This window comes from Pedobacter sp. JY14-1 (assembly GCF_029269825.1).
In the GTDB taxonomy this organism is placed as follows: Bacteria; Bacteroidota; Bacteroidia; order Sphingobacteriales; family Sphingobacteriaceae; genus Pedobacter.
This window is the reverse complement of sequence record NZ_JARJHU010000001.1, coordinates 571780-597775: the sequence shown is the minus strand read 5'-3', so window position 1 is coordinate 597775 and position 25996 is coordinate 571780. Positions and strand designations below refer to the sequence as shown.

General features: G+C 46.4%; 18 protein-coding genes. 10 read left to right on the top strand and 8 right to left on the bottom strand.

What is annotated here, in order from left to right:
• Positions 1-1291: PVC-type heme-binding CxxCH protein (locus tag P2W84_RS02585; RefSeq protein ID WP_276088539.1), on the bottom strand; the 1291-nt coding region annotated here is incomplete at its 3' end.
• Positions 1292-1430: 139 nt separating this feature from the next.
• Here P2W84_RS02585 and P2W84_RS02580 point away from each other — a divergent pair.
• Complete coding sequence (locus P2W84_RS02580) at positions 1431-2315, top strand: AraC family transcriptional regulator (RefSeq protein ID WP_276088538.1); 885 nt, start codon at positions 1431-1433, stop codon at positions 2313-2315.
• 20 nt (positions 2316-2335) lie between these two features.
• Here P2W84_RS02580 and P2W84_RS02575 read toward each other — a convergent pair whose 3' ends face one another.
• The 3 genes from P2W84_RS02575 to P2W84_RS02565 all read right to left on the bottom strand — a co-directional run bounded on the left by P2W84_RS02575 (position 2336) and on the right by P2W84_RS02565 (position 5542).
• A complete protein-coding gene (locus P2W84_RS02575) occupies positions 2336-3283 on the bottom strand; it encodes a gliding motility-associated C-terminal domain-containing protein (RefSeq protein WP_276088537.1) in 948 nt (315 codons plus the stop codon).
• A 24-nt stretch (positions 3284-3307) separates the two neighbouring features.
• A complete protein-coding gene (locus tag P2W84_RS02570) occupies positions 3308-4027 on the bottom strand; it encodes a PKD domain-containing protein (RefSeq protein ID WP_276088536.1) in 720 nt (239 codons plus the stop codon).
• A gap of 66 nt (positions 4028-4093) precedes the next feature.
• A complete protein-coding gene (locus P2W84_RS02565; protein ID WP_276088535.1) occupies positions 4094-5542 on the bottom strand; it encodes a hypothetical protein in 1449 nt (482 codons plus the stop codon).
• Positions 5543-5972: 430 nt separating this feature from the next.
• On the opposite strand from P2W84_RS02565, the gene P2W84_RS02560 reads away from it, so the two are divergent.
• A complete protein-coding gene (locus P2W84_RS02560) occupies positions 5973-6527 on the top strand; it encodes a DUF4833 domain-containing protein (protein ID WP_276088534.1) in 555 nt (184 codons plus the stop codon).
• A 27-nt stretch (positions 6528-6554) separates the two neighbouring features.
• Here the strand turns inward: P2W84_RS02560 and pgl are convergent, their stop codons facing one another.
• From pgl to P2W84_RS02540, 4 genes are all read right to left on the bottom strand, one after another.
• On the bottom strand, positions 6555-7277 hold the full coding sequence (gene pgl / locus P2W84_RS02555; protein WP_276088533.1) for a 6-phosphogluconolactonase: 723 nt from the start codon (positions 7275-7277) through the stop codon (positions 6555-6557).
• Between the two features lie 59 nt (positions 7278-7336).
• Positions 7337-8857: a glucose-6-phosphate dehydrogenase gene (zwf, locus tag P2W84_RS02550; protein WP_276088532.1), complete on the bottom strand. Its 1521-nt coding sequence runs from the start codon at positions 8855-8857 to the stop codon at positions 7337-7339.
• A gap of 61 nt (positions 8858-8918) precedes the next feature.
• Positions 8919-10331, bottom strand: a complete 1413-nt coding sequence (gene gndA / locus P2W84_RS02545) for an NADP-dependent phosphogluconate dehydrogenase (protein ID WP_276088531.1) — start codon at positions 10329-10331, stop codon at positions 8919-8921.
• The gene (locus P2W84_RS02540) at positions 10321-11085 is read right to left on the bottom strand and encodes an ROK family protein (protein WP_276088530.1); all 765 of its coding nucleotides are present in this window, start codon (positions 11083-11085) and stop codon (positions 10321-10323) included. The genes gndA and P2W84_RS02540 overlap by 11 nt, the downstream gene beginning before the upstream one ends.
• Positions 11086-11810: 725 nt before the next feature.
• Between P2W84_RS02540 and P2W84_RS02535 the strand changes: the two genes are divergently transcribed.
• The 8 genes from P2W84_RS02535 (at position 11811) to P2W84_RS02500 (ending at position 25979) form a co-directional block, all read left to right on the top strand.
• On the top strand, positions 11811-14705 hold the full coding sequence (locus P2W84_RS02535; RefSeq protein ID WP_276088529.1) for a SusC/RagA family TonB-linked outer membrane protein: 2895 nt from the start codon (positions 11811-11813) through the stop codon (positions 14703-14705).
• 49 nt (positions 14706-14754) lie between these two features.
• Complete coding sequence (locus tag P2W84_RS02530; RefSeq protein ID WP_276088528.1) at positions 14755-16302, top strand: RagB/SusD family nutrient uptake outer membrane protein; 1548 nt, start codon at positions 14755-14757, stop codon at positions 16300-16302.
• A 16-nt stretch (positions 16303-16318) separates the two neighbouring features.
• On the top strand, positions 16319-17545 hold the full coding sequence (locus P2W84_RS02525) for a fasciclin domain-containing protein (RefSeq protein ID WP_276088527.1): 1227 nt from the start codon (positions 16319-16321) through the stop codon (positions 17543-17545).
• A 32-nt stretch (positions 17546-17577) separates the two neighbouring features.
• Positions 17578-18675 carry a DUF5007 domain-containing protein gene (locus P2W84_RS02520; RefSeq protein WP_276088526.1) on the top strand — a complete coding sequence of 366 codons (1098 nt, stop codon included), beginning with the start codon at positions 17578-17580 and terminating at the stop codon, positions 18673-18675.
• A gap of 88 nt (positions 18676-18763) precedes the next feature.
• Positions 18764-21889 (top strand): SusC/RagA family TonB-linked outer membrane protein, encoded by a 3126-nt coding sequence (locus P2W84_RS02515; protein WP_276088525.1) that lies wholly within the window; start codon positions 18764-18766, stop codon positions 21887-21889.
• 27 nt (positions 21890-21916) lie between these two features.
• Positions 21917-23539: a RagB/SusD family nutrient uptake outer membrane protein gene (locus tag P2W84_RS02510; protein ID WP_276088524.1), complete on the top strand. Its 1623-nt coding sequence runs from the start codon at positions 21917-21919 to the stop codon at positions 23537-23539.
• Between the two features lie 33 nt (positions 23540-23572).
• Positions 23573-24346: a fasciclin domain-containing protein gene (locus P2W84_RS02505; RefSeq protein WP_276088523.1), complete on the top strand. Its 774-nt coding sequence runs from the start codon at positions 23573-23575 to the stop codon at positions 24344-24346.
• Positions 24347-24368: 22 nt separating this feature from the next.
• The gene (locus P2W84_RS02500) at positions 24369-25979 is read left to right on the top strand and encodes a DUF5008 domain-containing protein (RefSeq protein WP_276088522.1); all 1611 of its coding nucleotides are present in this window, start codon (positions 24369-24371) and stop codon (positions 25977-25979) included.
• The last annotated feature ends 17 nt before the right edge of the window (positions 25980-25996 follow it).

Here is a 25996-nt window from a genome sequence, read left to right as displayed (position 1 = left end):
CCATGATCTTTTCGCGGACATCGGCCTTATCGTCGCCGTCGGTATCCTTCAGGAAGATAAAGTCAGGTGCCTGGGCAATGATGACCCCGCCATTGGCAAACACGATGCTGGTGGGGATGTTGAACTTATCGGCAAAGATGGTGAACTTATCTGCTTTTCCGTCCCCGTCGGTATCCTCGCAGATCTTGATGCGGTCCTGGCCCTCACCCTTCACATCGCGCACGGTGTTGGGGTAGTCCACGGTCTCAATGACCCACAGGCGGCCACGTTCGTCCCAGGCCATGGCGATCGGTTTGACCACATCCGGTTCAGCGGCAAAGAGCTGCATGCGGAAGTCTACAGGGACCTGTGTCATCTGCTGGGATTGCTGGGGGTTGAGCTCTGCCTGGAGCTGGAATCCGCCGGGACGTTTCTCATAGTTGGGCAGCTTGGCATCGGTATAGGCAGGTGCTGGCTTAGGCAGTTTCTCCCAGTCCTTACGGGCGGCGTCACTGACCGCCCACAGGATGCCATTCTGCAGCAGTTTGAGGAATTCCGGATTCTTCCAGGTGCGTTCATCATGGCCGTAGGCGGTATAGAATACCTTTCCCTTGCCGTATTTTTTGACCCAGGTATAAGGTTCATGACGTTCTCCTTCCATGCGCTCGGTCAGCACATGGATGTCTTTGGCCACTTTATCGTGCACATAGGTCTCGTCCCAGGTAGTGAAAGGGCTGATGCCTTTCATGGCAGGATGTTTGGCATCTTTAATGACCATCTGGAACTCTCCGGTGCCGTGGGTCTTGAACTGTCCGCCCACCAGGTCGATATAGGCGGGCGAGTTCTGGAAGCACCAGGAGGCACAGTGTACGGGAATGAATCCTTTTCCTGATTTCACAAAGTCGAGCAGTGCCTTTTCCTGTTCGGGTTTGATCAGGTCGTGGTTCGAATAGATGACCAGGCCGTCGTATTTGGCGAGGTTTTCGGTATTCAGGTCGTCCGGATTGGTGGTATAGCTGATGTTGATGCCATTTTTGAAGAATTCCTGGGAGATGATCTCGGTGAACTTCTCGGAATTGTGGTGTTTGCTGTCGTGGCCCAGCAGCAGCAGCTCCAGCCGACGGCCTTTGTCGGTTTTCTGCAAAGCAGTAACGGGGTTCCCGCCACACATCGCTACCGTGCGTCCTGCCTGTCCGCTGCTCAAATCAGCATTCCAGGGTAGACTGGCTCTGAAATTAAAGGCTGCAAGCAGGCATAATACCGGGATAAAGAAATATTTTCTGTTCGAAACAGAAAGCAGTGTTCGCATCATATGGTTCAATTTGGTTAACTGAGGAAAACTAATTTCCCCTTTTTGGCATTAAAATCCTTTTACTTTTTTGTCTGATGCCGACTGTATTATATCTCAGGATTTCCTATTTTTAAGATTGTAAATGTTATGATACAGATTAATGAAAGTTGCAGTACATAAATCCGCAATTCCGGAAAACCAGATGTTTATCATTAAGGAGCTGGAAGATAAGCATTTCGATCCCCAGTGGCATGCCCATTCCGAATATCAGCTTTTTGTGGTACTGGAAGGTACGGGAACCCGCTTTATCGGCGACAGCATTAAATCTTTTAAAGATACCGAACTGGTATTGACAGGTAAGGACCTGCCGCACCTCTGGCGCAGTGATGAGGTTTATTTTCGTAAAGACAGCCCACTCAGTATCAAAGGTATCGTCATTTACCTGCAGGAAAATTTTCTGGGTGAACACATGCTGGAAAAGGAGGAATTGTTCCTTTTGAAGAAATTATTCAGAAGGTCGTCCCGGGGCCTTGAGTTTTATGGTGCACACCGCGATGAAGTGATCTCGATGATGAAGGAATTATTGTACATGAAGGAAAATCTCAGGGGGCTGGAAAGCCTGATCCAGTTACTGAAAATCCTGAACATCCTTGCCCAAAGCAAGGAATACCACTACATTTCGCACAGTGAATATACCGGCCGTTTCAACGAAAATGAAACCGACCGCATGAACAAGGTTTATGAGTACACTCTGGCGAATTTCCGAAAGAAAATCTCCCTGCGCGAACTGGCAGAAATGCTCTTTATGACGCCTACCTCGTTCAGCCGGTATTTTACCAGCCGTAACAACAAGAGCTTTTCCAGTTTCGTCTCTGAGATCAGGATCAAACACGCCTGTAAACTCCTGATAGAAACCGATCTGCCGGTATCTACCATCTCCTATGAATGTGGTTTCAATACCCTTTCGAACTTCAACAAGCAATTCCGGGATGTCATGCTGAAAAAGCCTTCCGAATACAAAGCCGAGTTTTCGGGAATACTTTAAGCGCTTAACGGCCGAGTTGTCTAGCGATGTCCCCTTAGCAGGGTGATATAACCTTTGTATACTTCCCATTTGTTTGCCATGGTCTTCACCTTCAACAGATAATAATAGGTTCCTTCACTCAGGCCTTCTCCTGTCCATTCGTTCTTGTAGCCCTTTTTGTTATACACAGTGGCACCCCAGCGGTTCATAATGGTCAGTTCGTTTGCCTCATATTTGTCCAGTCCGGGAATGATGAACGTATCGTTCTTATTGTCCCCATTGGGAGTAAATACATTCGGGATCATAATGTCCACAATTGTTTTTTCATTAGTCGCTGTATTATTAGATGGGTCAGGGTCTATTTCCAGCGCCGTTACCGTAGCGGTGTTCTTCACCAGACCGGCTGCGGTCGCCTTTACTTTGATGTTAATCTGCGCCGTCATGCCACTGTCCAGGCTCAGGATGTCCCAGTTCAGCGCCCGGGTGCTGTTGTCATACGATGCCGTGCCCATGCTGGCAATATATTGCTCAAAAGATACCTCCGGGGGCAGCACATCTGTTACCCTGATCTGCGTTGCCTGGTCTGAGCCTTTGTTGGTCACCCGGATCTGGTATTCGAAAATATCGCTGATCCCTGCGGATCTCAGATCTGCATCCTTCCTGACCATCATATCCGCTACTTTTGGCTTCAGTGGTTCCACTTCTACGATGATCTCGTCCGATACATCAGATTCGCATCCTTCCTGATTATAGGCCACAACCGTATATATACCAGACCGGAAAACCCTAAGCTCTGCAAGCGTGGCACCTGGTATCGGACGTCTGTCCCTTAGCCACTGATAAGTACTTGCGTTAACAGAATTGGCACGCAGCTTCACTGAAGACCCTTCCCTGATCTTCACCGTCTGCGCGCCGGCAGATTGCCCGTAACCTGCCGTTGCACTCAGCAACAGCAGGCCCGAAGTCAATCTAATTCTTCTGTTAATCATGATAAACAGGGATTGTTTGCGTTGCTATGGAGCTGCAGTAATGGTAACCGTAGGTTGGGCAGGTTTTGCAGTTACAGTAACGGTTTTTGAACCGGTTGCATTAACAGGGCACCCATTGCCCAGCAACGCATTAGTAGTCACAGTGCCCTGTACATATTTCACAGATCCAGTAATAATATAAATACCCGCGTCAGTCGTGTTCAGCGTAAAGGTTCCGTCAGCGGCAATGGTTCCTACGGTAGCCCCGTCCACAGCAGTTCCACCGTCTTTAGTTACGCTGTAACTATAGCTGATTGCCAGGTCGTTCGCCGTAATGGCATCAGTATATTGTCCGGTTGTCGTAGCTGCAATATTACTTGAGTTTACAGTTCCGTTGGCTGCGCAATAAGCGGCGGCACTTGGATTGCCCAGTGTCAGTCCCAGTGGCGGCAATACGATGATTGTGTTTTCCACAGGGTCAGAAGGACAGCTTCCTGAAGCCGCATCACTGGTAGCAGTCAAAACAACCACATAGGTTCCTGCGGTGGGGAATGATGTCGGAGCTGTTGAAGCCGGGTATCCGCTGATCGATGTTGCGCCCTGACGCACGTCCCAGGTATAGGTAATTCCGGCAGGAGCTGTAGTGGCGTTCAGGTTGAGATTTGTTCCGATACAGGTGTAGTAAGTTGCTGCAGAAGATAGGTGAGCAAGGAATAAAAATAAGGCCACCAGGCTTACTTTTAAGAGAGTACTTGTTGTTTTCATGATCTTGTTTTTTGATTTATTTTTTTTTGTTTAAGATTTGCTGGTGAAGTTTTTCTGCGACGCTCGTCAATTTGTGGTTACCGTGAAATTTGGGGTTGCAGGCTTGCTGTGCACTGTCAGTGTAACTGGCACCGCAATACTTTGGCAACCACCAGAGTTTTTTACTGTAATCGTTCCGGAATACACCCCAGTAGCAGCATTTACGGGCACTGTTACCTGAATCGGAGAAGCAGTCAGTGTGGCGTTTGTTACCGGCTGGAATCCAGCGGCAGATGCAGCTGGATTCCAGGTGATGCTGTAGGTCGACGGGCTGCCGGTCACAGTGTAAGTCATCGGTGCCATGGTGATCTGCTGACAGGCAGAAGGCATTGTACTTATCGTAATTGCCGGTGTTGTGCCAATGTTGATGATTACATCTGATGTACTCGCTGTACATGTGCTATTGGTGATGGTCCACCGGAATACATAAGAGCCAGTGGTGAGACCTGTCACTGTGGTGGTCGCCGAATTCGGACTGCTTATGGTCGGCGTGTTCGGCCCGCTTACCCTTGTCCAGGTACCCGTACCCACAGTTGGTGTGTTCCCCGTCAGCGTCGTACTGGTTACCGAACATAAGCTCTGGTTCGCACCTGTTGTTGCCGGAGTCGGAAGCGGTTTAACCGTGACATCAACTTGTGTTCTGCCGGAATAGTAATTCGTGCCGGTCGCAGTTTCAACCGCTTCTACCCAGTAGGACGTACTCGAAGTCAATGCCGGCGCCGTAAAACTCGTGCCTGTTCCAGACTGCAACGCGGTTCCTCCTGAGCTGCTGGAATACCAGTTATAGGTATAGCCGCTTTGGGGATTACCTATGGTCAGCGTGGTCGCAGACCCGGTGCAGACAGTAGCCGCAGGGACAGTAGGAGGGGTAATGAAGAAAGCGTAATAGTACCTGCCGGTCACCGCAACTCCTATTACAGACGGGCTTACTCTGTATCTGATCCCGTCGTAACTTACTCCTGGTGCAGGAAGTGTTATTTCTTTGTCTACGGCACCTGAACCAAGAAGGCCAAGTAACGCACTGCTTGAATAGGCAGAGCCAACTAATGTTCCGTTGCTGGTGGGTTGAATGGAAATGCCATTGATCACATCGGCAATCGAGCTGTTTGCACCAAACATGATCGTTACCGGTGAATTCGCAGCTGGCTTGCTGCTTGAAGGAAATTGCAGGTTTTGCCACGCCTCGATTAGTGACAATGCACCTACTGTCGTAAAAAGTGTTGAATAATCGGTAAAGCTACTGTTATCTGTTGCCTTGTTCTCGTCGGTAACATCAGATAACGTAAGAAGCACTAAGGTTTGTTTGGGACTTTTCTGCGAAGTATTCGCGTACACTCTTTGCCCCCTCACATCGCCATTCAAAGCCATGATCAGCAGCAAAGCTGACAGCAATCCCCTTTGAACAATATTTTTGCATCCAGCTGTAAGCACCACCCTTGCGATAATTTCAGTATTTCCTAAGCGTTTTGTGGTCAATTTTTAGGACGAACTGCCATAAAACTGTAGAGTAAACCAAACTTACCAACACTCTTATGAATGTTAACTGTTCATTCCATTCACTTTATTTCTTCGAAATCTTTAATAATGGTTCAATAAAATCACTTCTCTTGTTTAATTTTTTGGGGTATATAATTGATTCTTAGCAACCTGTTGAATGAACAAAATGTCCTGTGCATTTTCTGTTCATGTGGTTTGCATACTGATTTCAGGAAAGACTGAACAGCCTTTCAAAAAAGCAACCTGTGCGCGCTATTTTTTTGTTGTTTAGATGCTGTTCTTTGCTTAGATCGCAGTCAGGTCATAATTTGAGGCGGCTTGTTCATCACTGCAGATATAATCTTACCTTTGTCAGTATAGGTGTTATTGTCCGGTAAGGGTTAGGTATTTTACACTGTTACACATCATTATGTACAAGAATTATTTTTTGTTTTTTATGCTGCTCTGTGCGGTACCAGTCCTTGCTCAGGTTACAGATGGCAGCGATCCTTCACCGCTGAAGTTTCCGGTGCCCAAGGCTGCGGCGAACCAGCTTTTTTACCTTCAGCGTGACCCCAATACGAATACGGTTATTTATGAACTGAATATAGGCGGAGATGGGAAAACGGACAATGGGCAGCCGGTTAAGGCTTATTGGATCAGGTATGCCGATGGTGGTAAGCACCAGGACCTGAGTTATATTCAGCGCAAATTTGCCTATGGGGTGCAGACGAAGAAGCTGGGCGATGACCATTATGAGGTCAGGTTGGTATCACATAAGAAATTGCCGATATACGTGCAGCGGTCTGTCCTGGACAAGAAGATGCATGCTTACGTAACAGTAAACAATAAAAAACTGAGGATAGACAGGGTTTTTGTACGTATTGAAGGCGGGTCATTCTGGCTGCCCAACGTACATTATGTGGAGATCAGCGGGTACCTGGGCGATACGGAAACAGCAGTTACGGAAAGAATTAAAGTTTAAAAAAAAAGCAGGCTAGTCCTGCCTTTTTTAACTCTCCAGTAGTGCTGCCGCATCCTTGTCGAGGAACCAGGTAAGGGTCCCGTCCACCGGCTCAATGAGTTGGGCAGGGTAGAGATGGGTATTTTTCGCTCCTTCCAGCACATGTTTCGCAGCTTCTGCCTTTCCTGCCCCAAATACGAGAAACGCAATGTTTTTTGCTTTGTTGATGAGTGGCGCGGTAAAACTGATGCGATAAGTAGAGAGCTTTTCTACATAAACGGAATCTACTTCTACATCGCGGTTGCTCAGAATACTCGTCCCCGGGAACAAAGAGGCTGTATGGGCATCGTCGCCCATGCCCAACAGAATCAGATCAAATACCGGGTCTGCATCGTCGAAATGCGCATTAATGGCTTTAGTATATTCAATCGCTGCCTTTTCCGGTGCGAGTGTCGTGTTGACATAGAAGATATGGTCTTCCGAAATGTCAAGAGGTTCCAGGATAGCTTTTTTGGCCATCAGTCCATTGTAACTGTCATGGTCTGGCATAACGTTGCGTTCATCGCCGAAGAAGAAATAGACCTTACTCCAATCCAACTTGTCTTTATGCTCCGTAGCGAGCAGTTCATACAGCTTCTTAGGTGAGTTGCCGCCGGTAAGCACGAAGTTAAAGCGACCGGTTTCAGCAATCGACTGACCGCCAATCTTAATAATGTAGGCGATCAGGTCTTCAAATATTTCTTGCTGAGTGTTATATATTAATAAGTTCATGGTGATGAGATGGTTAAAAAAGGCCTGCTTGTGGCAGACCTTTATATTTAATTGCTTCGCTAGTGATCTTTGCTGTGGTTGAGCGGCAGGGTAAACCAATGGAAGCCATCGCGGGCAATAAGCGCCTCGGCGTCTTCCGGACCCCATGAGTCTGCCGGATAATTAGGGAAACTGAGGGATTTTTTGTTTTCCCATGCATTGACAACGGGCATCAGCAGTTCCCAGGCTGCTTCTACCTGGTCGGCGCGCATGAACTGAGTCTGGTCGCCGGTCATGACGTCAAGCAGCAGGGTTTCGTATGCCTCTGGTGTGTCATTGGTATAGGTACCTTTATAATCGAAAACCATATCTACCGGATTGAGTACCATATCCAGTCCGGGACGTTTACCCTGTACCTGCAGGCGGATACTCATTTCAGGTTGTATACTGATGATCAGCCGGTTCTGCTGCCAGTGCTCGGTCACACCTGAAGGAAAGACATGGTGTGGCACATCTTTAAACTGTATGGTAATGAGTGATGAAGTCTGGAACAGGCGCTTTCCGGTGCGTACGTAAAAGGGAATACCCTGCCAGCGCCAGTTGTCCACAAAAAACTTGATTGCGGCAAAGGTCTCCGTATTGGAATCGGGAGCAACACCGTTCTCTTCCCGGTATCCTGGTACTTCCTTACCTTCTACCCAGCCTGCGCAATACTGGCCGCGTACGGTATTGAAACGGATATCTTCAGGACCAAAGGGACGCATGGCTTTCAGCACATCTACTTTTTTATTGCGGATTTCGTCTGCAGTAAAATTGATGGGAGCCTCCATACCAATGATGCAAAGCAACTGCAATAGGTGGTTTTGGATCATGTCTCTGAGTGCACCCGCACTTTCATAATAGCCACCACGGTCGCCTACGCCCAGTTGCTCGGTTACAGAGATCTGTATATGGTCAATGTATGTACGGTTCCACAGCGGTTCCAGGAAAGAGTTGGCGAAGCGGAAGGCCATAATGTTCTGTACCGTTTCCTTACCCAGATAATGGTCAATACGATAGATCTGTTTTTCTGTAAAGATTCCGGTGAGGATGCCGTTAAGTTCCTTCGCTGACTCAAGGTCGCGGCCAAAAGGCTTCTCTATGACAATGCGGCAATTGTCTTCATTTCCAGCAAGGCTATAATCTGATAGGCATTTGGCAATAAGCGGGAATAGGTTAGGAGCTACGGCCAGGTAGTAGATCACCTGAGTTTGCTCACCGAATTCCTTCTGGAATTTTTCTATGTTTTTTTTCAGGATACCGAAAGTCTCGGGACTCTCTACGTCAACGGAATTGTAGATAACATGGTTTGCGAATTTGTCCCATTTATCTTGTTTTACCTTGCCTGACCTGGAAAAGCTGTTAACGCCGTCCATCAGGTTACTTCTGAACTTTTCGTCAGTAAGAGGCCTGCGTGCTGTGCCGATAATGGCAAATTTCTCAGGCATATAGCCGTCTGCATACAGATTATAGAGTGCAGGGGCAAGTTTGCGATAGTTTAAGTCACCGGTCCCGCCAAAGATAACGACAATGGTCGGGTTTACGTTGAGGCTTGTTTTCATCTGTTTGTTTTTATCGATCTCCTTCTCAGATGGATCCTTTGATTTTATGTTTGAATTCGGATTATTTACCATTATTCCAGTCGGCATGGAAGATGCCTTCTTCATCGATGCGCTCAAAAGTATGTGCGCCGAAGAAGTCGCGCTGGGCCTGGGTCAGGTTCAGTGGTGATTTGTCTGTCCTTAATGCATCATAATAAGTTAGTGCAGCGGCAAAGCAAGGTACGGCAATGCCATTCCGCAATGCAGTAATCACCACTTCACGGGTAGCGGGGAGGATTTCTCTCAGTTTCTCCTGTATGCTGTCATCGGTATAAAGGTGCTGTAGTTCCGGCTGCTTTTTGTAGGCTTGGTAAATGTCTTCCAACAGAGTGGCCCGGATGATACAGCCGCCTCTCCAGATCTGGGAGATTTCTTTGAGGTTGAGTTCGTATTTATATTCTTTAGATGCAGCTTCGAGCAGGTGCAGTCCCTGCGCATAGCAGGTGATCATGGCGAAGTAGAGTGCCTGTTCCAGCTGTGCTTCAAATTCTTCCTTATGGTTCACATGAATGGCCGCATGTGGCAGGGCCTTTGAAAGGGCTACACGAAGGTGCTTATATTTGGAGAGGTCGCGGCTGCTGACCGACTCATTGATGGTCGGGATAGGCAGCTGCAGATCCATAGATACCTGTGAGGTCCATTTTCCTGTGCCTTTTGATTTGGCTTCATCCTTGATCATGTCGATCAGGTAATTACCGGTCTTATCGTCCTTCACTTTGAAGACATCGCGCGTCACCTCGAGCAGAAAGGACCTGAGACGGCCTTCGTTCCATTTGGCGAAGGTTTTATAGATCTGCTCGTTGTCATAGCCTAATGCGTGCTTCATCAGGTCGTAAACTTCAGCAAGGATTTGCATGACGCCATATTCGATACCATTGTGTACCATCTTCACGAAGTGGCCTGAAGCTCCTGGGCCGATATAGGCTACACAGGGGTCACCGTTTACTTTGGCAGATACAGCTTCGAGGATCGGCTTAACCGCATTATAAGCAGTTTTATCGCCACCAGGCATCATGCTGGGGCCGAAACGCGCGCCTTCCTCTCCCCCGGATATACCCATACCAAAGAAATGCAGACCTTTTTCCGCCAATTGCTTGTCACGACGGCTGGTGTCTGTAAAATGAGAGTTTCCACTGTCAATGATCATGTCGCCTTTATCTAACAGGGGAACGAGTTCCTCGATCACATTATCCACGATTTTTCCGGCGGGTACAAGTAACATGATCCTGCGTGGCAGTTCGAGGCTCTGAACGAAGTCTTCCAGAGAGTTGTATGCTTTTAGCTGGTGTGCTTTTCCATCTTCTTCAAGCTTGGCCAGCATGCGTGCGTCTTTGTCATAACCTGTTACCTTAAAGCCGTTATCGGCCATGTTCAGCAGCAGGTTGCGGCCCATGGTTCCAAGGCCGATCATTCCTAAGGTATATTTATTGTTCATTTTCTGGTTTTTGTGTGGGATGGGTGGTGTAAACATGGTATTTCTCAGCAACCTGCCAGAGTTTGGCGCCGCCCCTGATACCATCGCGGTTGGTAACGAGTCTGATGTTATGGTCAAGTTCCAGCGTAATATGCTTGGAATTTCCCCCACCTATATATAAGGTATCATAATTGAATACAGTCTTGTAAATTTCTATGATCCGTTGCAGGCGGTCATTCCAGTCTTTCTTACCAATCTTCTCCAGTGCTTTGGTACCAATGTAGTTGTCGTAGTCTTTCGTCTTGGATACAGGAAAATGAGCCAGCTCGAAGTGGGGTAGGAGCTCCCCGTCATAAACCAGAGCTGTGCCGAAGCCCGTGCCGACGGTAACGACAATTTCGAAGCCTCTGCCACCTACGATACCCAGCGCCTGCTGGTCCGCGTCGTTGATCAGCCTTACCGGCTTCCCGAAGCGGTCGGCGATCTGCTGGGCCAGATTTACCTGTATCCATTTGTTTTTGGCAAGATTGGGCGCAGTGTAAACGATGCCACACTTGACATAACCAGGAAAACCAACTGAAATCCGGTCAAATCCCGGATCAAGTTCAGCCACAAGCTCTGCTATTGCCTTCAGTACATTTTCAGGACTGGATTGTTTAGGGGTTGGAGTTTTGCTGTATTCGGTAAGCAGTTCGCCCTGAATGCTGAGCAGGCAGGCTTTGATACTCGTTCCGCCAATATCTATGGATAATATATTGGTGCCTTTATTTATCATATTTCAAAATAACGAATTTTCATTCACTAAACTGATCATTATATAGTATTTATATAGGAATAATTACGGGTATGTGATAATGTTCTGTAGCCGTAAAATTACAAATCGGCGGAATCTGATTGTAATGAAATGATCGTAAGGCTGTAGTTGAAAAACAGATGTTTATAACATCTTATTTTACAGTAGGTTATCTGTTCAGAATTTTTATAAAAAAATCAGTAAAAGATTTGGAATGTAATATTTCTTTCGTATAATTGTTAAAGATAATCGATTTAGCACCGAGGGGATTATCGGGAGAAACCAAATACTTACCTAATTAAGCCAAACTATGAACCAAACCTTTACTAGAACTTTAAGGAGTGATTTTCTAGCTCCGCAACCCAATTATTTTTTGAAACACTGTTCCGTAACATTAGGGACGATAGTGGCTGTGTCTGATCTGCTTGCTGCAGAAGATCGCTGCTAAAACGTTTTAAGATTTCTGAATTATTTTTTAATAATTGTTGTTCAGGCTGCCTTTGGCAGAAGGGACATTTTCTATTATAGGGTAGTTTAAACGCAGAATCTAACACAATCTAATAAATATCAGTTTTCAATCAGTTAATACTTAATTATCTGTTATGCGCATTATTGCAACTATGACTTTTCTGGGTGTGTTGTGTACAACAACATGCTCTTTCGGCAATGCGGCTAGGTCAGCCTGTGTTTCGAATAACTTCTCTGCAATGAGAAGCTTTCAGCAACAGACAGATGCCTCTCAAAAGGATACCAGCACCAAGGATACTGCGGATGTTGGTATTAAGCCCATTAAGAAGTCTATTACCGCCGGTCTAGAATCGAAGGGAAATGGACTCGATCCGAAGAAGCTGGCGATCTTTCCTGCCATTACGCTTCAGCAGTATTTAAAGGGAGAATCGGCCGGCCTGTATGTTCAGGAGCCTTCGGGTGAACCTGCCACAAACCAGAACATGTTCATACACGGAACTTCTCAGCCGCTTTTGTCCCCCCGCGAGTTGTTCCAGTCTCAGCCGCTGGTGATCCTTGATGGTGTACCGCTGACCGCGGAGCATCCTTATGCTTTTGATATCCAGCAATATAAATTTGAAAGGGCAGGAACGGGAACTAACCCGCTTTCTATCGTCAATATGGACAACATCGCTTCTATTGAGGTACTTAAGGATGTTAACGCGGTGGCGATCTATGGTCCTAAAGCCGCAAACGGTGCGATTGTGCTGACCACCAAGTCCGCTACAACCAGGCGTTCAATCACCTTTGATTCTTACGTAGGCATGGCGACCAAAAGCCCGGTCACTACTATCAATGGCCAGTTTGAAAATAATTTCAGGAAGCAGTTCTACAATAAATATACTGGTAATGGCAGTTATTCGGACAATGACGTTTATCCGCTGTACCTCAGTGACTCGCTGAACAATGCTTTCTACGGACCTGCCAACTGGAATGACCTGTACTACAAGAATGCCTTGGTGTACAGCGCCAATGCCAGTATCGCAGGCGGTACTGATAAAGCTAACTTCCGTTTTTCGGTGGGGACCGCGACTAACGATGGAGTGGCTGACAATACCGGTGCTGACCGTTACAATACACGCTTCCTGGTTAACATGAAGCCGATTTCCTGGCTGACTTTCAGTGCGATGGTAAACGGTACACGTGTACAGCGTCAGCGTAACAGAAACGTAAGGGACAGGCTGAGCCAGGTGAACTATATTCCCGATCTGAGTTCTCCCCTTCCGCCAAACAAAGACTGGTATGGCAGATACCTGAACGAATTTGACAAGGGCTTTGATGACAACAAAACCAACTCGGTGCAAGGTTTCATCAAACTGGGGCTCAACTTCAAAAACTTTAACTGGATCACTACTGGTGGTGTAGATTATAATGAAGGTTACAGAGATATTTTCTTTGCGAGAACGCTGATGCAGACGACAAACTATGCATCTAACTATTATGGTTACAACCAGCGGTCTTTTATTGATAACATTGCTTCTTACGACTGGAATCTTGACGATGCCAATAAATTTAATTTCCAGGCAGGAGCCTCTCTGCAGTTTGATGAGTATAAGTATGAATATGCTTATGGCTATAAGGGTTCGAACGACTTTATCAAGCTGAACCTGCTGGAACCCGATCCTAACAAGAGCAATTACCTGAGTCCTACGGTTTTCAATCAGAACCTGGTTTATAAGTTCCTGGACAAAACCGCAAATAACCTGATCTCTTTCAATGCAAGGGCAACTTATCAGTTTAAGGAAAAGTATACCATTTCTGCAATGGTACGTGCTGATGGTTCTTCCAACCAGCAGCCAACTAGCCGCTGGTTCTATTCTCCACTGGTATCGGCTGCCTGGGACATCAAGAAGGACCTGCTGGAAAATGACGATACCTTCTCTACACTCAACCTTCGTGCAAGTGCAGGCAGATTAGGTAGATATGAGCATTTTGACAACTACGCACAGGGTCCACAGTATACTGCATTTATTGGCTTTACCGGCAACCTGATCACACCGGGATATAATGGTATCGCTACTTTAACCCGTCCTTATACACTTGGCAGTATTGGTTATAACCTGGATTGGGCTTACCAGGACCAGGTGAACCTTGGACTGGACCTGTCTTTCCTGAAAGGAAGGATCTCTGCGTCTATCGACGGCTATATTAAGGAAGACAAGAATATGCTGCTTGGTGTGCCTTCAGGTGCTGAGTACGGTTATTCTTCTGTTATTAAAAATGGTATGGCTATCCGTAACTCTGGAGTTGACCTGAACATCAGTGCATCAATATTGCCTGCCGGACAGACTGTAACCTGGAATGCTGCATTCAACATTAACTATAACCGCAATGAACTTACCGCCTTACCTGGCGGCCTTAAGGAACTGTCTATCAACGACCGTCTGTTCAAGGTGGGAGAGGCAGTGGACCGTTACTGGGTGCTGAAAAACGATGGTATCTATAATACAGATGATGAAGTGCCTTCTGTTGGCGGTCAGAAACTGAGCTACAACGGCATCGACCTGAAAGCTGGTGACCCAAGATGGAGAGACCTGAATAATGACAACGTGATTGACGCCAAGGACAGGGTAATGACAGGACATGCATTGCCAGTATTTGCCGGTGGTTTCAATAACGATTTCAGCTATAAGAAATGGACGTTAAGCCTTAACTTTTACTATAATCTGAACCGCGACCTGGTTAACCAGGAAATGGCAAACCGTTTTGACTTCGTGAACCGTGAAGGTCTGAACAACATCAATTCGGTAAGGGAGATTACTTATTGGGAAAAACGTGGCGATTATGGCAAATATCCTTTGTACAACCCATGGAGCCCTGTTGCGCCTTATCAGGTGAATCAGGATATCTTCGTGGAGAACGCTTCTTTCATCAAGCTGCGCACGCTTTCTCTGGGATATGACCTGACTGAGATCATGAAGAAGAAATCGGCCAGCATGAAGCGCTTCTATGTTTATGGTAGTGTCAATAATGTGTTCACGCTGACTAAGTATACTGGTCAGGATCCTGAACTGGCGGATTATACCGGATACGATACCGGGTATGGCTTGCAAATCCCAAGGACTTATTTACTGGGCGTAAAAATGGATTTTTAATTCTTACCTGAGCGAACGTATGTACAAGTACCAATTTAAAATTGAGAAAATGAAAAAGATAACTTTAATGAGCCTTGTGTTTTTAGGTCTTCTTGCGGGGGGCTGTAAAAAGATCCTGGACAAGGACTCTACACGTGTGGTCAATGAGGAGAACTACTGGAATACGCTGGAGGATGCAAGGGCTGGTATTATGGGTGTTTACGGTCTGACCAGGGCTGCCCTGGCGGATAACAACCGCTACTGGATCTACGGTGATGTGCGTATGGGTAACTTCGACAGCCCGATACGTCAGGACCTGAAGGCGGTGATCGCCAATAACCTTACTGCCAATTATCCGGTAGTTGAGGAACTGTCTAACTGGACAAGGTTCTATGCTATTGTGAATGCTGCCAACCTTTTCCTGGAGCGTATTCACGAAGTACACGATAACGACGCGCGTTATACCGACAACAACATGACTGTAGACGTAGCACAGGTAAGGTTCCTGAGGGCCTTTGCTTATTTTAATCTCGTTAGGATCTGGGGCGATGTGCCTTTCATCACTTCTTCCAGGGATGGTGTCTTTGAGAACCAGCCTAAAAAGGATGGCCGGGCGATCCTGGAGTGGATACAGTCTGAGATGGTTTCTGCGGCAGCAGATCTTCCTTACAATTACAGTTCAAATGACATCCAGCAACCTGGTCAGTATTATAATGAGTCTTCAAGCAGGTGGAACGGTGCATTGGTAAGAAAACTTTCTGCTTTCAGTATCCTGGCACATGTGGCTGCATGGCAGGGAAAATATACAGACGTTTCTGTATATACCAAGTTTGTACTGGATAACTATTCCAGAGGTGGAAATGGCTATACCAATACAGATGAACTGTGTGCGAGGAACGGCCTTTTCTATGATAAGAAGAATAACCAGATACTGGGTTTTGGTTTCATCTGGGGACACCAGGATGCTTCCTTTACAGGTGTTGTAGAAGCGCTTACCCTGGCTGAGCCTGTAGTGAACAAGGCATTGCCGGATATTTTTGTACCAAAGGATTCTATCCTTTCGATTTTTGCCGAGCGCAATGACGCCCGTTTCAATATCGATACTACTGGTACAACGCACTCTAACCGCTATTTTACTAACTTCCAGGGCAGATACCCGATCTTCAGTAAGATCAAAGTGATGCAGGCTGGTTCTACAGATCCTAGCTTCAGGATATTCTCCAGTACGCTGATCGTAACCAGGCTGGAAGATATTACCCTGCTGCGTGCAGAGGCGCTTGCAGTCCTTGGCGAAAGAACCGGGGCTATTGACGCACTGAACGTGATCCGTCAGCTGCGTTACAATGTGGATAGTAAGGGTGAGGCCACTGAAGGAAACACTTATCAGCCTTACAGTGAAGCCAGGAGCGGCGAGTTGATCGACGCGATCTTTAGAGAACGTCAAAAAGAACTGATGGGTGAGGGACAGCACTGGTACGACCTGGTGAGGTATCATAAGATCAAGCAAAAGAATCCAAAGTTCCTTGAATTGATCAATAACGGCGGCATTTACTGGCCGATTTCCAGGAGCATACTTGCCCAGAATCCTCAGTTAACTCAGAATTCATATTGGAAATAATAAAGCACGAACAAACATGAAAAGATCAAAATTTTACCTTAAGTATTTAGTCGCATTATTGTTTGGTGCGCTGATATTTCAATCTGGATGTAAGAAAGAAAAAGGCTATCATGATCAGAGCAACATTAATCTGGGCACTGATCTGAATATGTACGATTACCTGAAGAGTAAGCCGGGGGTTTACGATTCGTTATTGCTGCTGATCGATGCCTTTAAGATGAAGCCTATACTGACCGACAGTTCAGTGACTTTGTTTGCACCATCTAATTCAAGTTTCAGGATTGCCCTGACCAACCTGAACAATGCCCGCAGAGCGTTAGGAAAGCCGGCGATTTTTCTGAAAGACCTTGCGGCAGCAAAGGCGCTTACATCTGCTGATATTGCTAAAGCCAAGGCAGATAGCTCGCATCTCGATACCATGGTATCCCGTTACATTATCAGGGGCCTTTTTAAGTCTTCAACATTCTCTGTAGGTGACGGACAGGCATTATTCGCGGTGAGAGGCGGCTATCCTATGCACGGTAAACGTAAGTATGCTGACGCACAAGGCTGGCAAAATGGTGGCTCAGAGATCATCGAGTTTGCCAATACCAAGAGGAGCGTTTTCGAGGCAAACTGGACAACCGCCACTACTTCCTCGATTAATATTCAGGCCAAAAATGGTATCGTCCACCTGCTAGAGCCGGATCATGTATTCGGGTTTGATGAGTTTGCGCGCAGGTTGACCCTGGTTCCACCTCCGGATAACCTGACCCTGGCTGATATGACCACCTGGAAGAATACATTGCCACTTCCTGAAAAACCTTACAGCGTTACTTTTAACGGTAACTATCAGGATGGTGGGGTTTCTGCCGGCGAGAAGATCGATAAATTGTTTGATAACAACGTACTGACCAAGTTTATCAGTGAATTCCTGAACAACAACAATGCTCCTGTAAAAATGGTGTATAAATTCTTTACAGGTCCTCAGGTCGCAAACGTATATACCATGACATCTGCAAACGATGCTAAGGCGAGAGATCCAAAAAGCTGGGTGTTGGAAGGATCAAATGATGGGGTGGTTTATGAAAAGCTTGATACCCGCCAGGACCAGGTATTCGACTCCCGTTTTGAGACTCATATCTATGACTTCCCGAACGAAAAGGCTTACCTCTACTACAGGCTGACGATCCTGACCAACAGTGGTGACGGTCTGTTCCAACTGGCCGAGTGGTCAATGAACTACAGGAAGACATATAACTAGACGAGGAGAAGGTATTTTAAAAACAAGAGATTATGCAAAATAAGATTAAATATTCAGCATTCATGTTACTTACTGCCGCAGCTTCACTTGCCGGTTGTAAAAAGATATTTGATGTGCCTGAGGAGAAGGATTATTTAAGTACAAAAATCGCATTTACGACAAAGGACTTCACACCTGTACTGGGAAGGACAACCCTGTATACCAATATATTCAGCGCAGACAACTCTACATTCCCGATGACTTTTGAGATGCTGAACCCGCATTTCGGTGATGGCCGTGATGCGAATCACATCCAGACCAAGAAAGATGTACAGGTATGGCTTACCGAGTATACCGGAGCTGAAAAAAGTATTGCAGAGATAGAAGCCAAGCGGAAGACAGAAAGCCATCCAGTGATTGAGATGAGGAATTCGGGCGAACTGATTGTGTGGAATGCAGCGACCAGTGATATCATCAAACCAAGGGATTCGGTTATTTATCCCCAGGATATCATTTATTTTGATGTGAAGGTAACCAATTCAGGCGGTACCCGTGTATTGAGAGACTTGTCCCTGATTCCTTCTATCGAACTGCCTTATGAACCTAATGATGACATCAATAAGTTCAATGGCAAGCCCAATACGACTACTCCCGGAGGTAAAACACTCGTCCATAATTATCCTTCTTTGAGCGGTATGGTTGGGGAGAGTACCAATTCCGCGATGGATGATCCGACCAACCCGACAAAGGGTCTGGTATATACGTATATCCGTAAGGTACCGGGGGGAACCGGTAATTCACTGAGGTTTAAATTTTTGAATAAGGATTCTGTAGCCATTAATCCGGCCAGGTTTAACGAGACCAAATGGGACCAGCTGGTACACGGGTTTAACATGGAAAAAACAGATGAGTATGTAAAGTATGAAGTGGCTTATCCAATCCCATTGGCCAGGATACCGACCAAGTATACTGCAGGTGGTGTTACCGGTGCAGGAACTACTGCACACGTGGAATTCAGTTATTCACGGATCGGATTTGGAAACGTACGCCAGGTAGGTGTGATCGCCCAGGATTTCAAAATCTTTGAAAAAGGAGACTGGGAGATTGTGTTCCACTTCAAAACTGTTAATCCTAAGTTTGATAATGACTAGAATCCTAATGATAAAAATTAATACAATGAGAAAACAAATTATTCTGCTATCAATTTTTTTCAGTTGCATATTATTTTGCAAGGATTTGATGGCGCAGGCGCAAGTGACGGTCAGAGCGACTGTTATTGATGCAGCAACTAAAGAGACCCTACCTGGTGCAGGTATCTTTGTCGGTACTCCGCCTAAAGGTGTCGGACAAACCAATGGAAATGGTGTGCTGACCTTCAGCGCTCCGGCTGGGGCTAAACTGACCGTTTCCTACACCGGTTATCAGACTAAAGTCGTTACCCTGGCAGCTGGACAAACATCCATCACAGTTAGCCTGGCCGAGTCAAAAAATGAAATGAACGAAGTCGTTATCCGTGGTTATCAGAAACGGAGCCGTGAGCAGACTACCGGTTCGTCATTCATAGTAACCGGTAAGGAAGTTCAGGACGTTCCCGTTGCTAACGTTGAGCAGTTGCTGCAGGGTAAGGTAGCGGGTCTGAACATCCAGAACAACACGGGTGCGCCAGGTCTTCGCGGTACAGTTAACATCCGCGGTCTGTCTACGATCACTACGAGTGGTAGCGGTAATGAGACCTTCCTGCAACCTACTTCACCTCTGTATGTAATTGACGGTATCCCAATGGATGCGGACAAGGCCTCTGAGTTCGGTTTTGACCAGCAGGGTTCGGGTGTGAGCCCGCTTTCACTGATTCCTCAGGAGGATATCGCAAGTATCGAGATTTTGAAAGATGCGACAGCTACTGCGTTGTACGGATCAAGAGGTGCATATGGTGTTATCCTGATCCAGACCATCCGCGGTCAGTCGGAGACCCCAAGGGTGCGTTACACGGGTAACTTCTACCTGAGCAAAACCCCTAAATTGCGTGAAACCTACGGCGGTGCCTTTGAACGTGCAGTTAAAGTAAAGCAGATCGCAGATTACGCTACGTTCCTTGATTACTACCTGCTGCCAAGGACGCCGTTCCTTTCAGACAGTTTGAACGCTTATTACAATAATTCTACTAACTGGCAGGGTATTTTCTACCAGGATACCTATAACCAGACCCATAACATTGCCCTTGACGGTGGTGACCAGAAGTTCAACTATAAAGCTAACGTAGGTTACTTCGGTAATAAGGGTATTATTAAGAATACCGGTTTTGACCGCTATTCACTGAACATGAACATGGAGTTCAAACCTTCTACTAAGTTGAGCTTTACCGGTGCGATCTACGGTACCGTGTCCAGCATCCAGAAGGGTAACGGAAGCGGTCTTTTGCAGACTGGTGTAGCGAACAACGGACAGAACTCTTCATTGCTTCCCGGTCCCTCTTTCTTCGTGGCAACCAGCGACGTGTTGTCTTCTCTGACTGTGAGGAACGATGCAGGGCCTAAATACCTTCGTGCCAATATGGAAGCACGTTACGAGCTGATTCCTGGCCTGAACATCATTACCAACAACAGTTATACTTATAACCAGGACCACGCTGACAAGTTTACACCTGCTGCGGCCAACAGTCAGTTTGCCAAGCTGGAGCGTTTTAATTCCTTTACTTCGGAATTGTACAACAGGAACAACGTTTCTTATACCCGTTCTATCAATGATGAGCACAACTTCTTCCTTAACCTCTTCAGTGAGATTTATGTAAGAGGTGGTAAATCAACGATTACCCGTCTGGAAAGGTTACCTAGCGATCAGTTTGAAGGACCTCTGGGTTATGACGGTTATTTCTCAAGAGGTGGTGGTATTTTGGGCGGTAGCTTCCTGGACCAGAAGCTGGCTTCCCTGGCAGCGGCTTTTACTTATGACTATAAAAAGAAGTATATCCTTGACATTACCTATCGCGTGGATGGTTCATCAGCAAGTGGTGCGAATGACCCATATTCGAAAAACCCATCTATCGGTCTGAAATGGAACTTTAACAAGGAAAGCTGGCTGAGTGGTTATAAGTGGCTGAACTATGGTGACATCAGGGTGACTGCAGGAAGGAACATCTTCCCCGTAGGTAGTCTCATCGACATCTATGGAAAGTACAATCCTAATGGATATTACAACAACAACCCACGTATCGGTATCGACTATGACCTGATCCCTAACCCGATCCTGAAACCTAAGAGCGTAACCCAGTTTAACGTCGGTTTCGACCTGGGCTTGTTTGACGGTAAACTGGACCTGATCGGTGATACTTATTTTAAGAAAGTAGACAACGAATTGTTTACCAATATCCTGTCAAATACTTTAGCGTTCAATAAATTCACCAGTAACGATGCCGCACTTGTCAACTATGGTTATGAACTTTCAGTGAGCAGCAGGCCTTTAGCCAAGACCAGTAAAGTAACCTGGCAGATCTCGGTGAATGGTGCCTGGAACACAGATATTTTGACGAAACTTCCTGCTGAATACAACGGTCAGGTGATTGAGTTTGATAATATCACCAGTTATCGTCAGCACCTTGCTAAGCGTGTGGGTAGAAACTCACTGGCCAACTACCTGTATGTAAACCAGGGCGTGTATGGTTCTACTGCTGAGGTTCCGGTCGATCCGATTACCGGTTTAAGGTACAGGAATAACAGTTCGGCCAGCTACCTGAACTCTTTCCAGGGCGGAGATGCTAGGTTCTTTGACGCCAACGGTGATTATGTTTTGGATACCAGAGATTTGCAGGTAACCGGAAATACCCAGCCGGTACTGACTGGCGGTCTTTCCAATACCGTTACCTACAAAGGTGTTTCCCTGAATATTTATTGTTCTTATACTGCAAAGCGTTCTATTTTGAACAACGCCCTTGCCGACCGTCTGAGGTTATTGAATGACCCTTATGGTTACGACAACAATGGGGTGATCGGTGGTGCTACCAAAGCTGTTGTGCCATTGGACAACCTGAATATCTGGAGACAGACCGGAGATATTGCGAAGTATGGTAACGCTTATGATTATGCGCATAACGCATTTACACAGCCATTCAGATATGAGCAAACTTTATGGCAGGAAGAAGGTTCTTACTTTAAGATCAATCAGGTAACCCTGGCTTACCAGTTCGATAAGAAGCTTTCCAGGAGGTTGGGTCTGAACAATATCCGTCCTTATGTTTCCGCTCAGAACCTGGTGACCTTCTCTGGTTACTCGGGTCCTAATGCAGAGAACGTAACTGCGATCGGCCGTGACGGTTCAAACGGATACCCGGTACCGCGCCTGTACACTTTTGGCTTGAACGTAGAGTTTTAATTTGGGTTTCAAATAGATAGATAAGACATGAAAAAAATAGTTATATGCTTATTGTTACTGGCAGGAGCCTCGCAATATGGTTGCAAGAAGTTCCTGAACATTACGCCGATTGATAAGCTGACAGGAAATAATTTTTACCAGAATGCGGATGATATTGAAGCCAATATCACCGACATGTACGGGCAGTTGTTTGATAAGTATACCAGGACTTCATTTGCCGGTGCTACCGGTGAGTTCAGGTCGGGAGAAGTGATTCCCACACAGCAAGGTGGCGATGTACGTAAGGGCAGCGCAAGGCTGGGTGGCCACAACAGGGTAGCCCCTAACCCCAACGGAAGTACAGAGAAGCAGAATGTTCCTCTGACTTCTGTAGATGACAGGGCAGGTATGCTGGATGCAATTGATCCGGGAAGACCCTGGTCACCTTATAATTTCCGGGACATTACTTACTGGGGAGAATACTACAGGGTGATCCAGTCTGCGAATATCCTGGTGAGCAAACTAGAGGAAGGTATCCCTGCTTTGTCAGAAGCACAGACCAAACGTTACATTGCGGAGGCAAAGTTTATCCGTTGCTTTTGCTACTTTACTATGGTCAGGCTTTTTGGCGATGTAGTTTATTACACCAAAGCTTTCCAGAAGGATCCGCTGCCCAGGGAGAACATGGTGTCTGTGGTCAATAAATGTATTGCGGATATCAAGAGCAATTACAAAGACCTTCCTATCACCTTCACGGACCCTTCCCAAAGGGGCGTGCGGGCGTCACAGGGAGCGGCTATCGGCCTGATGATGAACATGAACATGTGGAATGCGGGTTTTGACCTAACCAACCGTGTGGCTTACTGGACAGAGACCGCCGCGCTGGGTGACGAGATCGTCAATAGTGGTGCATTCCGCTTATTGCCGCTGAGCAACTGGGCAACTGTAGTGAAAGGCCGTTCTGAGGAAAGCTTATTTGAGTTGTTCAGGACACTGAACTACAATACCGACCTGAACAATCCTTTCGAGCAGGCCAATGCTTATTCTCCTTTCGGTGATGCGTTTATCCACTTCCCATACAAGCAACCTGAATATACCCACCGTTTCAGCTTTAACGTTTTTACGTCAGAGTATATGCAGAAATTGTATCCTGATCAGGGTGATGGCAGGTTAACGGTATGGTTCGTTGCACCTTTCGATCAGAACGCGGAAACTTTCCAGCTCAGGAAATTCGCTTACAATACTTTTATTGATGCGAACAATCCGAACCTGGATATTAACCCGGACAACACTTACCTCATCATGCGCTATGCAGACGCAATTTTGCTCGCGGCTGAGGCAATGGCCAACCTGGGAACCAGGGATGAAGATGCGATCAGGTTACTGAACATGGTACGCCAAAGGGCTCAGGTAGGACTTTTCGGCAGTGGCAGCAGTACGGAACTTAAAGATGCGATCTTCCTGGAGCGTTCGAAGGAACTGATGGGTGAGGGAAGTCATTATTTTGACCTCGTTCGTACTAAGCGCATTCTGAGCAAGCAATGGACAGATAACCCGCTGACTTCTGACAAGTTCAACAGGGGCGGCTGGACCTGGAAGATCGATGAATCTGCACTGACGAATAATCCGTATATGACACTGAATACTTATTGGGTTGGGTCTGGTCTTTAATTGATTAATTATTAAGAGAATATGAAAAATACAATGATTAGATATACTAAGCCAGCGTTGTTCTTAACTGCTTTGCTGATCATGTTTCTTGCCGCATGTAAGAATGATGATTATTATGTAGACGGTGGTAAGGCAAATCCCAGCTTCAATGGTAATATTATGCAGTACCTGGAATCTAACCCTGCGAAATTTGATACGATCGTGCAGATCGTCAAGCTGGCGGGGCTTGAAGAAGTGCTGTCAAAAGAGGAAGTTACTTTTTTCGCCCCTACTGACGAAGTGATCAGAAGGACGATCGGTACGGTCAACAGGACGCTGAATGATTCTCAGAAGAATAAACTGAACCAAAAGTTATTCGACGCGGGGCGGGATACGATACAGCAATTCTCAGATATTCCTCAGAACATCTGGAGGAAGTACCTGACCAGGTATATCTTCAAAGGTAAACATGTGCTGAAGGATTATCCTCAGATCGATTATGGGTTGAAGGAACTGTATCCGGGTGGTTTCTATTATACTTATGCAAACGAACTTGCCAATATCGGGGTAGTATACAATGCGGTAAACAACGTAAGGTATACCGGTTACCGTCAGTTGGGGATTTCCTTCATACCGGACCCGTCAAATCCAGAGACTTACTTTGCAGCAGCAGTAGCGACTTCCGATGTGCAGCCTACCAATGGTGCAGTCCATGTACTGGCCATTGCCAATGGCGCCACCAGAATCGGTGAGGCAGAGATCAGTGAAGCTGGTGACCTTTTCGGTTTCGGTACAGAGTTCTGGACGGATGTGATCTATAACAGATAAACAGGTATTGTTAACTTTTAATATGAACAAGATGAAAATTAAATATACAGGTCTATTGGTGGTGCTGATGGCAGGTTTGCTGGGCAGCTGTAAGCAGTCAGAAGACGTATTTGATGATCCGTATGCGGGGGGAACACCGCCGCTGGGGATTGTAATCGACAAGCAGCAGGTCCCGAGCCCGGCATCTGGTAATGCCGGAACCGAGGTAACGATAAAGGCAAAAGGGTTGATGCCTTATAAAGACAAGCTTAAGTTTTTATTTAACGGGCAGGAAGCGCAGGTCGTTTCTGTTACTGATGCAGAGGTAAAAGTCAAGGTTCCAGGAAGAGCCAGCTCCGGTATTACTTCAGTAGTGGTAGATGGACAGTTGGTTTTTGGTCCGGATTTTACCGTGCTGGGAAAGGTGAACAAAGATCTTACCTATGTCGTTGTTAATGGTACTAATGGTCCGATCAATAAGGCGGTCACTGTAGCTTCGGGTAATACCGTGCTTCTTGGTGACTTCAGCAACTTTGATAACAAGGGCGTCGTAAGGCCGATCTATCGTATCGTAAGAACGTTACCTAACGGTACTTATGACCGTTCATTACAATCGGGTGCGGGTGCAAACGGCGCGTTGTATGATATGGCGATCCTCAATAACCAATGGTACATTGCCGGGCGTTTCAGTGGCTACGCGCAACGTGACGGGCTCAGTAACGTAACTAAATTATCTTCATCCGGACAGATTGATACTGTTTCTGTACCTACCTATGAAGGAAAGACTAAATTTGTGTCTACTTTCAACGGCGGCACCAATGGCGGCATCCAGAACATTTATGCCAGAGGCAATAAGCTGGTAATTTCGGGTGATTTCACTTATTATCTTTCACGTCGTTATGATCAGCCTAACCACAAATATAAGGATAGCACTATCATTGACAGTACCGATGTGCGCCAGCTGGCCAGACTGAATACCAACGGTACACTGGACAGCAACTGGAGGTTTGACAAAACGGCCTCGGGCTATAGGGGACGTCCCGGAAAGAGCTTGCCAGGCGGAAATGGTCCTATCGAAACCCTGATGCATTCAGATGGCAAATTATTGGTATGGGGTAACTTTACCACTTTTGACAATACCAACGTGGGCAGGATCATCAGATTAAATGAAAACGGCACCATTGATCCTACCTTCAACGCGGGAGGTGCAGGTGCTGATGATTATATCTACCAGATCAGCTATGATGCTACCGTGAACAAATACCTTGCAGTAGGACGTTTTAAGACCTATAATGGTACTGCTGTATCAAATATGGTGATGCTGAACTATGACGGCAGTATTGACCAGTCCTTTAAGGCACTGGCTTTTGAAGGCGGCTACCCGACTTACTGCAAATTGCTTAAGGATGGCCTGGGTGTAGTATCCGGTGACTTTAAAACTTATGACGGAGCAGCAAGGAATGGTTTCCTGATCACTGACCTGGCTGGCGGACTTGCTGATGGTTATAATACTGTAGGTAACCTGGCCGGAAGCATTTATGATGTCATGGAAACAACATCTGCTGAAGGTAAGCGTGCATTGCTGATCATGGGTTCGTTTTATTTGTTTGACAATAAGGAAAACCACAACATCGTAAGGGTAACGCTGGATTAATGGTAAAATTTAGAATG